We start from the raw sequence: 10,661 nt of genomic DNA, 5'->3' as shown, positions 1-10,661 counted from the left end.
CATTGCCGCCCTCCTCCGCCTTGCATCTCGACGCACCAGACCCCGCTCACCAGCACAGAACAGCCCGGGCCACCCGGACGCGACCTGATCCGCCGGACAGGCCCTAGTCATCCCCCGCGGGGCGTCCGGCGAGACGGGCGGCACGGGTCCTCAGGTAGCGGCGCTCGGGCAGGCTCAGCGTCCCGGCGGCCGCCTCCTGGTAGGCGGCACGGGCGGCGGCCGCGTCCCCGGCGCGCTCCAGGAGGTGCGCGCGCACGGCGGCGAGCCGGTGGTGCCCGTCGAGTGCCGCGGCCAGCCGGTCGGTCTCGGCGAGCCCGGCCTCGGGCCCGTGCACCATCGCGACGGCGACGGCCCGGCCGAGCGCGGCCATCGGCTCGCCCTCCGGAGCGGCCCGGACGAGCAGGTCGTACAGGGCGAGGATCTGCGGCCAGTCCGTGTCCTCGGCCCGCCCGGCCTCGTCGTGCAGCGCGGCGACCGCGGCCTGCAACTGGTAGGGCCCGACCGGGCCGTGCCGCAGGGCCTGCTCGACGAGCGCGATGCCCTCGGCGATCGCCGCCCGGTCCCACAGCGCCCGGTCCTGCTCGTCGAGGCGGACCAGCTCGCCCGCGGCGTCGGTGCGGGCGGCGCGGCGCGCGTCGGTGAGCAGCATGAGCGCGAGCAGCCCGGTGACCTCGCTGTCCTCGGGCAGCAGGGCGTGCACGGCGCGGGCCAGGCGGATCGCCTCGGCGGCCAGATCGGCGCGACGCAGTTCGCTCCCCGAAGTCGCGGTGTACCCCTCGTTGAAGATCAGGTACAGCACCTGGAGCACGGCCGGCAGCCGCTCCCGCCCGTCCTCCGGCGCGCTGAACCGCACGCCCCGCACCTGCCGCTTGGCCCGGCTGATGCGCTGGGCCATCGTCGCCTCGGGCACGAGGTAGGCGCGGGCGATCTCGGCCGTGGTCAGTCCGCCGACGGCGCGCAGGGTGAGCGCGATCTGGGAGGCGGCGCTCAGCTCGGGGTGGCAGCACAGCCGGAGCAGCGTCAGCGTGTCGTCCTCGGCCGGGGCGCGCGGGGTGTCGGGCGGCGGCTCCGTGAAGGCGTCGCGCGGCTGCAGCGTGGCCTCGGCCTCCTCGCGGCGCCTGCGGGCCTGCTCGCTGCGGAGCGTGTCCGTGAGGCGGCGGGAGGCGACGCGGATCAGCCAGCCGCGCGGGTTCTGCGGGATTCCCTCCCGCGGCCACTGGCGGGCGGCGGCGAGCAGCGCCTCCTGCACCGCGTCCTCGGCCTCGTCGAAGTGCCCGTAGCGGCGGACGAGCGCGCCGAGGACCTGCGGCGCGTGGCGGCGCAGCAGGTCCTCCGCGGTGTGCGGCGGTCTCACACGTCGCCGCCGCCTTCCATGATCTGCCGGATCACGACGGGGTAGACGGGTGCACCCTCGGGCTGCGGGCACTCCAGGATGCGGCCGGCGATCTCGGTGACACGCTCCAGGCTCGCGCACTCCAGGACCCAGTACCCGGCGAGCAGCTCCTTGGTCTCCGGGTACGGTCCGTCCGTGACGACGGGGCGGCCGTCGGCGCCGAGGGCGACGGTGCGGGCCTTGGCGGGCTCGGCGAGGCCCTGCCCGTCGAGCATCTCGCCGGACTCGGCGAGGTCGTTGTTGAGCTCGGACATGAAGGTGTACATGGCCTTGAGGTCGGCCTCGCCCCAGGCGGGGCTGTCCGGCGAACCGGTGCCGGTCATGGCCAGGTAGTCCGCCTGCGAGCCCTCGATCATCACCAGGTACTTCATGGTTCTGCGCTCCTTCGGTGCGGGCCGCCCGCGGGCTGCGGGCGACGGTTCACCTGAGACGTCGCGGCCGCCCGGCCGTTCTCGACACGGTCCGCGGAATTCCTCGGAAGATGTTCCGAGGGGCCTGCCGCACGGGCTCCGTCCGCCTCCAGTCTGGCAGCGCGGGGCCGCGCCTTCCTGGTGTACCGGGCCGTTCCCCCCGGCGCACGGGAGGCCGGAAGCGGCGTTTACTCCCGCGGGCCCGCCTGGGGCTCGCGCCACATGGGCCACATGGAGGGGCCGCCGGGGAGGTCGAGCGCGGTGCCGGTGAAGACGAAGCCGAGCCGCTCGTACAGGGCGCGGCTGCGCGCGTTGCTCGCCTCCAGGTAGGCGGGCAGGCCCTCGCGGTCGCAGCGCTCGAGGACCGGCGCCATCAGCGCGGTGCCGAGCCCCTCGCCCTGCCGGTCCGGGGCCACGCCGATCATCCAGAGGTAGACGTGGGCGCGGCCGGCGGGGTGGATCTCCGCGGTCCAGCGGGCGATCTGCTCCACCCGCTCGTTGTCCGGGTCGACGGCCTCGCGGACCAGGACGGCCTCGTCGGTCCCGTCCTCGGCCGGGGGCGGGCCGGCCGGCACGTCCAGCCAGAGGGCGACCGCCGTGCCGTCCTCGGCCAGGTCGATGAACCCCTCCTCGTACGTGACGTCGGTGAACACGCCCATCAGCCCCGCGTGCCGGGCCCGCCGGTGCTCCTCCCCCGGGAACACCCAGCTGCTGACCGGATCGTCCCTGAACGACGCGTCGAGCAGCCCGACCACGTGGTCCCGGTCGCTCGCCTCGGCCCGCCGGATCCGTACACCCATTGCCCGCCCGCCCCTGTCGCTCGCACCAACCCGCTTGCCGTGCGCGGGCGTTGGCAGCCTAAGCGATCAGGCGGAGCGGGTCGGCACGGGGTGAGCGGTGCGGGCCGGTCAGTACCCCCTTCTGGTCACGAACTCCGCCAGGGCGAGCAGTCCGTCCGCCGACCGCGGGTCCGGCACGGCCCGGGACAGTTCGTCGACCGCGCGGGCCATCTGGTCCGCCGCCTCGGCCTGCGCCCAGTCCCGGCCGCCGGCCCGCTCGACGGCGAGCGCGATCGCCTCCAGCTCGGCCGGTCTCTCCTCCCCCGGGCCGGGCGGCCCGTACAGCGCGGCGAGCTCCCGCGCCGCGGGGCCGCCGGAGGCGAGCGCCGCGACGACCGGCAGCGACTTCTTGCGGACGGCGAGATCCACGCCGGCCGGCTTGCCGGTGCGGGCCGGGTCGCCCCAGATGCCGATCACGTCGTCGATCAGCTGGAAGGCGAGCCCGGCGGCCCGGCCGAACGCGTCGAGCGCGGCGACCTGGGCCGGGTCCGCGCCCGCGTAGAGCCCGCCGACCGCGCACGCGCAGCCGAGCAGTGCGCCCGTCTTGGCCTCCGCCATGGCCAGGGTCTCCGGCAGCGTCACCTCCCTCGGGTCGCGCCCCTCCAGGGCGACGTCGACGCACTGCCCCTCGCACAGCTCGACGACACAGGCCCCGAGCCGGGCCGCGGCGGCGGCCGCCGCCGGGTGCGGGTCCCCGGCGAGCAGCAGATGGGCCTGGGCCTGCAGGGCGTCCCCGGCGAGGATCGCGTCGGCGATCCCGAAGACGGCCCATGCGGTGGGCCGGTGCCGGCGGGTGGCGTCCCGGTCCATCACGTCGTCGTGCAGCAGCGTGAAGTTGTGCGTCAGCTCCACCGCGGCCGCCGCGCGCACCGCCTGCTCGGGCACCCCGCCGAGGGCCCGCGTCGCCGCGAGGACCAGGGCGGGCCGCACGGCCTTGCCCGCGTGCCCCTCGACCGGTGTGCCGTCGGCCTGCTCCCGGCCGAAGTGGTAGCGGGCGACGCGGCGCAGGGATGCGGGCAGCTCGTCGACGGCCCGGCGCAGCTCGGGGTCGACGCTCGCCCTGGCCCGGGCGAGGACGTCCGTCGCCTCGGCGGGCTCTGCGGCCATGGGCGGCTCCGTGGTCTGCGTCATGGACTCTCCCCGCGGCCGGTGCCGGACCGGTCCGGGCGGCTCAACGCCACCGTCCCACCTCCACGTTCTCCAGGACCCCGAGGGCGTCGGGCACCAGGACGGCCGCCGAGTAGTACGTGGTCACGAGGTAGGAGATGATCGCCTGCTCGCTGATGCCCATGAACCGCACCGACAGGCTGGGCTCGATCTCGTCGGGGATACCGGCCTGGCGCAGCCCGACGACGCCCTGCTCGTCCTCGCCCGTACGCATGCAGATGATGGACGTGGTGCGGGCGTCGGACACCGGGATCTTGTTGCACGGGTAGATGGGGACGCCGCGCCAGGTGGGGATGCGGTGGCCCGCGACGTCGACGGTCTCGGGCACCAGGCCCCGCTTGTTGAGCTCGCGGCCGAACGCGGCGATGGCCTTCGGGTGCGCGAGGAACAGCTTGGAGCCGCGCCGCCTGCTGAGCAGCTCGTCCATGTCGTCCGGGCCGGGCACGCCGTCGTGCGGCTGCAGCCGCTGGTCGTACTCGCAGTTGTGGAGCAGACCGAACTCGCGGTTGTTGACCAGCTCGTGCTCCTGGCGCTCCTTCAGCGCCTCGACGGTGAGCCGGAGCTGGTGCTCCGTCTGGTTCATCGGCTGGTTGTAGAGGTCGGCCACGCGCGTGTGGATGCGCAGCACGGTCTGGGCGACGCTCAGCTCGTACTCACGGGGCTCCGCCTCGTAGTCGACGAACGTGCCGGGCAGCCGGGCCTCGCCGACATGGCCGGCGGACAGGTCGATCTCCTTCTCCCCGTACCCGTTGGCCCGCTGCGCGGGGATCGAGCGGAGCTGACCCAGGTGTGCGCGCAGGGGCTCGGAGCGCTCGGCGATCTGCTCCAGGTCGCGGCGCGGCAGCTTGAGCACGGTGCACGCGGTGGCGGCGCGGGCCGTGTACTCCCAGATGGTCTCGGGGTCGAGGAGCGCCTAGTCGCCGAAGTAGGCGCCGTCGGCGAGGACGCCGAGCACCGCGTCGTCCCCGTACGGACCCGTGCCGACCTTCTCGACGCGGCCGTGGGCGAGCAGGAACACCTCGTCCGCCTGGCTGCCGAACGACGCGATGACCTGGCCGGCCTCGTACTCCCGCTGGGTGCACCGCTGGGCCAGCTCGTCCAGGACGTCCTGGTCCTCGAAGCCGCGCAGCACCGGCAGTTCGCCCAGCTCGGCCGGGATCACCCGGACCCGGTCCCCCGTCTTCACGAACGTGATGCGCCCGTCGCCGACCGAGTAGCTCAGCCGCCGGTTCACCCGGTACGTGCCGCCCTGGATGTCGACCCACGGCAGCGTCCGCAGCAGCCAGCGGGAGCTGATCTCCTGCATCTGCGGCGCGGACTTGGTGGTGGTGGCCAGATTCCGCGCGGCGGAAGTCGCGAGGCTCTTCTGCGTCCCCGACTGCTCCGTGCGGACCTCTTCGCCTACCGACATGAATGCCCTCCCGATCATGAGCTGACCTGCGAGCGCCACCCTTCCAGCACGCTGAGTGCCCGCGCCATTACACAAATGAGCGGGAATGGATCAGGCGGCGCGGGGCATCGGCGGCGCGTTCACACGTCCGGCGGCATCCGGTCCGTCCCGCATCGCCCAGTTTCGGAACTAGAAGATCCCTGCGCGCGTTGAGCGGGGAGACGGCAGACGCCGGCAGCGGACGACAGGAAAGGTGACCACCATGGCGGGCTTTCTGGACCGGGCCAAGGAGCAGGCGCAGCGCGGGCTGACGCAGGGCAAGCAGAAGCTGGACGAGGTGCAGGCCCAGCGGGCCGGCGCCGACCTGCTCAAGCGTCTGGGCGCGGCGTACTACGCGGAGCGCCGGGGCAGCGGCAGCCCGGACGCGACGCAGCAGGCGCTCCAGGCCCTGGAGTCGCACATCGCCGAGCACGGGGACGGTTTCCTGCGCGCCTGACCGGCACCGGCGCGCCCGCCGGGGGCGGAGCCGGCTGTCCGGTTCCGCCCGCCCGGCTGTCCGGATCGCATCGCACGGGATCCGAACGAGTAGTGCGGGCAGGCCCGTTCCGGTACAAGCAGCGGTACGAGACGTTCCGCGCCCGGCGGTCGTCGCGCCCGCGAAGGAGGCGGTCATGGCCCCACCCATGTCCGCGAGCACGTTTCTCGCCGCTCTCGAGCACGAGGGCCTGACGGTGGTCCAGGTCGGTGACTGGCGCCGTCACAACCGCAATCACAAGGGCCCCTGGGGCCCGGTCCACGGCGTGATGATCCATCACACCGTCACCTCGGGCAGTGCCCGCACGGTGGAGCTCTGCCGCAAGGGCCACGCCGACCTGCCGGGCCCGCTGTGCCACGGCGTCATCACCAAGGACGGCCGGGTCCATCTGGTCGGGTACGGCCGGGCGAACCACGCGGGCCTCGGCGACGACGACGTGCTGCGTGCGGTGATCGCGGAGAAGCGCCTCCCGCACGACAACGAGGCGAACACGGACGGGAACCGTCACTTCTACGGCTTCGAGTGCGAGAACCTGGGCGACGGCGAGGACCCGTGGCCCGCCGCGCAGCTGGAGGCGATCGAGAAGGTGTCCGCGGCGGTCTGCCGGCACCACGGCTGGACCGAGCGCTCGGTGATCGGCCACCTGGAGTGGCAGCCCGGGAAGATCGACCCGAAGGGCTTCACCATGGCGGCGATGCGCGAGCGCATCAGGGACCGGCTCAAGTAGGCCGGGCACCGCAGACCCGCGGCGGCGGGCGCCCGGACAGGTGTCCGACAATGGCCGGGTGCCCCGCCCGTTCCCCGATGTGCCCGAGCCCGAGGCCCGCGCCGGCCTGCGGCCCCGCCTGCCGTCGCCGCTCACCGAGACCGCCGACGCGCGGTTCGCGCGCCGTGGCGTGCGCCTGCTGCTCAAGCGGGACGACCTGATCCACCCGGAGCTGGTGGGCAACAAGTGGCGCAAGCTCGCGCCGAATCTCGCGGCGGCCCGGGGCCGCGCCCTCGTCACGTTCGGCGGCGCCTACTCCAACCACCTGCGCGCCACGGCCGCCGCCGGCCGCCTCCTGGGCGTGCCCACGATCGGCGTCGTGCGGGGCGACGAACTCGCGGGGCGCCCGCTGAACCGGTCGCTGGCCCGCTGCGCGGCGGACGGCATGCGACTGCACTTCGTCGACAGATCCACGTATCGATCGAAGCGGGAGCCCGAGGTGCTCGCGCGGCTGCTGGCCGACGCAGGGGCCGCCGGCGCGTACGTGGTCCCGGAGGGCGGGAGCAACGCGCGCGCGGTGGAGGGCTGCACGGAGCTCGGCCGGGAGCTGCGCGGCCACGCCGACGTCGTGGGGGTCGCCTGCGGCACCGGGGGCACGCTGGCGGGGCTGGCCGCGGGCCTCGGCGCCGGGCAGCGGGCGCTCGGGGTCGCCGTGCTCCGGGGCGGGTTCCTGGCCCGCGAGGTGGAGGCGCTCCAGACGGCGGCGTTCGGTCGCCGGCGCGGGGACTGGGAGGTGACCGACCGCTTCCACGCGGGCGGGTACGCGCGCGTACCCGCCGCTCTCGAGGCCTTCGCCGAGGACTTCGAACAGCGCCACGGGCTGCCCGTCGAGCGTCTCTATGTCGCCAAAGTGCTGCACGCCCTCACCGTCCTCACCGAGGAGGGCGCCTTCGCGCGCGGTACGACACTGGCCGCCATCGTCACGGGCGCCCCGGACCCGGTCTGACCCGCCGGACCCGCCCTAGTCGTCGACCTCGCGATAGGCCGCGGCCTCCTCCAGGTCCAGCTTGCGCAGCAGGGTGCGCAGCATCTCGTCGTCGATCCGGCGCTCGTCGCGCATCGTCACGAACACCTCGCGCTCGGCGGCGATGGCCTCGCGCGCGAGGCGGCGGTAGGTGTCGTCGGCGGACTCCCCGGTCACCGGGTTGGGCTGGCCGAGGCGCTCCCACACGGAGTTGCGGCGGCGCTCCAGGACGGTGTTCAGGCGGTCCTGGAGGGCCTGCGGGAGGCAGTTGCGCCGGTCCCGCATCAGATCCGCCACCCGCTCCTCGGCGGCCGTGGAGGCCACGCTCTGCGCCTGCGCCTCGGCGAGCGTCTCGGCCTGCACGTCCCGGCCCGGCAGCTTGAGCAGCTTGATGAGCGGGGGCAGCGTGAGCCCCTGGACGACGAGCGTGCCGATGACCGTCGTGAAGGTCAGGAACAGCACCAGGTTCCGTCCCGGGAACGGCTCCCCGTCGTCCGTGACCAGCGGGATGGAGAACGCGATGGCCAGCGACACCACGCCGCGCATGCCCGCCCAGCTGACGATGAGCGGGCGCTTCCAGTCCGTGTCGCTCTCCCGCTCCCTGATACGTGCGGAGAAGCACCAGGGCAGATAGGTGGCCGGGTACGACCACACGAAGCGGATCACCACGACGAAGACGAACACGCCGACCGCGTACCCGATCGCCTGCCACACCCCGTACTCGCCGAGCCCCTTGAGCACCACGCGCAGCTGGAGTCCGATGAGCGCGAAGACCGCCGACTCCAGGATGAACGCGACGACCTTCCACACCGCGGCCTCCTGGAGCCGCGTCTCGAAGTCCACCTGCCAGGAGCGGTGCCCCAGGTAGAGGCCGACGGTGACGACGGCGAGCACGCCGGAGGCACCGACCTGTTCGGCGACGGCGTAGGCCACGAAGGGGATCAGGAGCGAGAGCGTGTTCTGCAGGAGCGCCTCCTTCAGGTGGGTGCGCAGCCAGTGCAGCGGCACCATGAGGAGCAGGCCGATGCCGACGCCGCCGACGGAGGCGACGACGAACTCCCGGATGCCGCCGCCCCAGCTCGCGCCCTCTCCGACGGCCGCCGCGAGCGCCACCTTGTAGGCGGTGATCGCGGTCGCGTCGTTCACCAGGGACTCGCCCTGGAGGATCGTGGTGATCCGCGAGGGCAGGCCCACCCGGCGCGCGATGGCCGTGGCGGCGACGGCGTCCGGCGGCGCGATCACCGCGCCGAGGACGAGCGCGGCGGTCAGCGGCAGGTCGGGAATCAGCCGGTAGGCGAGCCAGCCGACGGCCAGGGTGGCGAACAGGACGTAGCCCACCGACAGCAGCGCCACCGGCCGTACGTTGGCCCTCAGGTCGAGATAGGAGCTCTCCAGGGCCGCGGTGTGCAGCAGCGGGGGCAGGATCAGCGGCAGCACGATGTGCGGGTCGAGCGCGTACTCGGGCACGCCCGGCACGTACGAGGCCACGAGTCCCGCCGCGACCAGGAGCAGCGGGGCCGGCACCGGCGTCCTGCGCGCCGCCCCCGCCACCGCGGCGCTCGCCGCGACCAGCCCCACCAGTGGCAATACGTCCATGACCCGCCTTCCGCCCGGCCTGTGCGCCGCACCCGTCGTAACCTGGCCATCATGAACGAGTGCCCGCACGTCGACGCGCTGCCGCACCCCGAACCGGCGCCCCTAAGCGAGACCTGCCTGGAGTGCCTGGCCGTCGGCAGTCACCCTGTGCAACTGCGGCTGTGTCTGGTCTGCGGGCACGTCGGCTGCTGCGACTCGTCGCCGTACCGGCATGCGACGGCGCACTTCAAGGACAGCGGACACGCGGTCATGCGCACCTTCGAGCCTGGTGAGAGCTGGCGCTGGTGCTTCGTCGACGCGCTGCTGGTGTGACCGGCCGGATCGGCGCGCACGGGGCGGTTCGAGGGGTCGGCGCCTGGGTACGTCAATCCGGCGCCCGCTCTTTCCAATTGGGCCCGCCCCACCTCTAGCCACTGTCCGTACCCGTAGGCTTACTATGAGTGACAGCAGTGGGCCGGGGGTACCCGGGACAGGAAAGTCGGGCGCGCGGTAGCGTCACCGCATCAACACGTGGCGCATCACCCGGGGGACGAAGCCTCCGGAGCCCGAAAGTGCTTGTACCACCTTGGAGGTGAGGGTGTCCCAGATCGCAGGCGAGCCCGGGAATCAGGACTTCGTGGAAGTCCGGCTGCCGGCTGCGGGTGCCTACCTGTCGGTGCTGCGGACGGCCACAGCCGGTCTGGCAGCGCGTTTGGACTTCACCCTCGACGAGATCGAGGACCTCCGCATCGCGGTCGACGAGGCCTGCGCGATCCTGCTCCAGCAGGCGGTCGCGGGCTCCGTGCTCAGCTGCGTCTTCCGCCTGGTCGACGACTCGCTGGAGGTCACCGTCTCCGCCCCGACCACGGACGGCCGGGCCCCGGAGCGCGACACCTTCGCGTGGACGGTGCTGTCCGCGCTGGCGGGCCAGGTCGACTCCTCGGTCGCCGAGGACAACACGGTGTCGATCAGCCTCTACAAGAAGCGCGGCGCGGGCCCCGGCCCGGTGTGATGGACGGGGGCGGTCCGGTGCGGGACGACAAGAGCGGCACACGCGATCTCCCGGCCGACGGCACGGGCGGGATCCGGCGGCTGACCACCGGCATCCCTGAGCAGCAGGCCCGGCCGCACCCGCAGGACGCGGCGGCCGACGGGGCACAGCAGGCAGCGCCGTCCCCCGGAGCCGACCGGCGTGGTGGCTCCGGGGGATCGGGCGCGCGACGGGCGGGATGGATGAGCGACCAACAGCGACACGGTGGGCAGCAGGGCACGCGCGATCCGCAGGACCGCAGCAACGCCAAGGCGATGTTCATCGAGCTGCGCAGTCTGAAGGACGGCAGCCCCGAGTACGCGGAGCTGCGCAACAGGCTCGTGCGCATGCACCTGCCGCTGGTCGAGCACCTGGCGCGCCGCTTCCGCAACCGGGGCGAGCCGCTGGACGACCTGACGCAGGTGGCGACGATCGGCCTCATCAAGTCGGTCGACCGCTTCGACCCGGAGCGCGGCGTGGAGTTCTCCACGTACGCGACGCCGACGGTGGTCGGCGAGATCAAGCGGCACTTCCGCGACAAGGGCTGGGCGGTGCGCGTCCCGCGCCGGCTCCAGGAGCTGCGGCTCGCGCT

Annotated in this window: 11 protein-coding genes and 1 pseudogene; 6 read left to right on the top strand and 6 right to left on the bottom strand. The window is 73.6% G+C overall.

Annotation, left to right across the window (positions count from 1 at the left end; genetic code table 11):
- Positions 1 to 103: 103 nt before the first annotated feature.
- The 5 genes and pseudogenes from GTW43_RS19575 to GTW43_RS19555 form a co-directional block, all read right to left on the bottom strand.
- Entirely contained in the window at positions 104 to 1,354 is a 1,251-nt protein-coding gene (locus GTW43_RS19575) for a sigma-70 family RNA polymerase sigma factor (RefSeq protein WP_161303312.1), read from the bottom strand.
- Positions 1,351 to 1,764, bottom strand: a complete 414-nt coding sequence (locus GTW43_RS19570; RefSeq protein ID WP_161303311.1) for a YciI family protein — start codon at positions 1,762 to 1,764, stop codon at positions 1,351 to 1,353. The genes GTW43_RS19575 and GTW43_RS19570 overlap by 4 nt, the downstream gene beginning before the upstream one ends.
- A gap of 227 nt (positions 1,765 to 1,991) precedes the next feature.
- Positions 1,992 to 2,603 (bottom strand): GNAT family N-acetyltransferase, encoded by a 612-nt coding sequence (locus GTW43_RS19565; protein ID WP_161303310.1) that lies wholly within the window; start codon positions 2,601 to 2,603, stop codon positions 1,992 to 1,994.
- Between the two features lie 108 nt (positions 2,604 to 2,711).
- Positions 2,712 to 3,773 carry a family 2 encapsulin nanocompartment cargo protein polyprenyl transferase gene (locus tag GTW43_RS19560; protein WP_161303309.1) on the bottom strand — a complete coding sequence of 354 codons (1,062 nt, stop codon included), beginning with the start codon at positions 3,771 to 3,773 and terminating at the stop codon, positions 2,712 to 2,714.
- A gap of 40 nt (positions 3,774 to 3,813) precedes the next feature.
- Positions 3,814 to 5,220: pseudogene (locus tag GTW43_RS19555) on the bottom strand (family 2B encapsulin nanocompartment shell protein).
- Between the two features lie 241 nt (positions 5,221 to 5,461).
- Here GTW43_RS19555 and GTW43_RS19550 point away from each other — a divergent pair.
- The 3 genes from GTW43_RS19550 to GTW43_RS19540 all read left to right on the top strand — a co-directional run bounded on the left by GTW43_RS19550 (position 5,462) and on the right by GTW43_RS19540 (position 7,446).
- Positions 5,462 to 5,695 (top strand): hypothetical protein, encoded by a 234-nt coding sequence (locus tag GTW43_RS19550; protein WP_161303308.1) that lies wholly within the window; start codon positions 5,462 to 5,464, stop codon positions 5,693 to 5,695.
- A gap of 175 nt (positions 5,696 to 5,870) precedes the next feature.
- Positions 5,871 to 6,461: an N-acetylmuramoyl-L-alanine amidase gene (locus GTW43_RS19545; protein ID WP_161303307.1), complete on the top strand. Its 591-nt coding sequence runs from the start codon at positions 5,871 to 5,873 to the stop codon at positions 6,459 to 6,461.
- 58 nt (positions 6,462 to 6,519) lie between these two features.
- A complete protein-coding gene (locus GTW43_RS19540) occupies positions 6,520 to 7,446 on the top strand; it encodes a pyridoxal-phosphate dependent enzyme (protein ID WP_343246061.1) in 927 nt (308 codons plus the stop codon).
- 15 nt (positions 7,447 to 7,461) lie between these two features.
- Here the strand turns inward: GTW43_RS19540 and GTW43_RS19535 are convergent, their stop codons facing one another.
- Complete coding sequence (locus GTW43_RS19535) at positions 7,462 to 9,060, bottom strand: Na+/H+ antiporter (protein WP_161303306.1); 1,599 nt, start codon at positions 9,058 to 9,060, stop codon at positions 7,462 to 7,464.
- A gap of 51 nt (positions 9,061 to 9,111) precedes the next feature.
- Here GTW43_RS19535 and GTW43_RS19530 point away from each other — a divergent pair, with 51 nt between their 5' ends.
- The 3 genes from GTW43_RS19530 to GTW43_RS19520 all read left to right on the top strand — a co-directional run.
- Complete coding sequence (locus GTW43_RS19530; RefSeq protein WP_161303305.1) at positions 9,112 to 9,372, top strand: UBP-type zinc finger domain-containing protein; 261 nt, start codon at positions 9,112 to 9,114, stop codon at positions 9,370 to 9,372.
- Between the two features lie 265 nt (positions 9,373 to 9,637).
- Positions 9,638 to 10,051: an anti-sigma regulatory factor gene (locus GTW43_RS19525; protein ID WP_161303304.1), complete on the top strand. Its 414-nt coding sequence runs from the start codon at positions 9,638 to 9,640 to the stop codon at positions 10,049 to 10,051.
- On the top strand, positions 10,048 to 10,661 hold a 614-nt coding region (locus GTW43_RS19520), incomplete at its 3' end, for a sigma-70 family RNA polymerase sigma factor (RefSeq protein ID WP_343246060.1). The genes GTW43_RS19525 and GTW43_RS19520, both read left to right, overlap by 4 nt.

It is taken from the genome of Streptomyces sp. SID5785 (assembly GCF_009870065.1).
In the GTDB taxonomy this organism is placed as follows: Bacteria; Actinomycetota; Actinomycetes; order Streptomycetales; family Streptomycetaceae; genus Streptomyces.
Note: the sequence above shows the minus strand (reverse complement) of the source record. Positions and strands in the feature narration are given on the sequence as shown.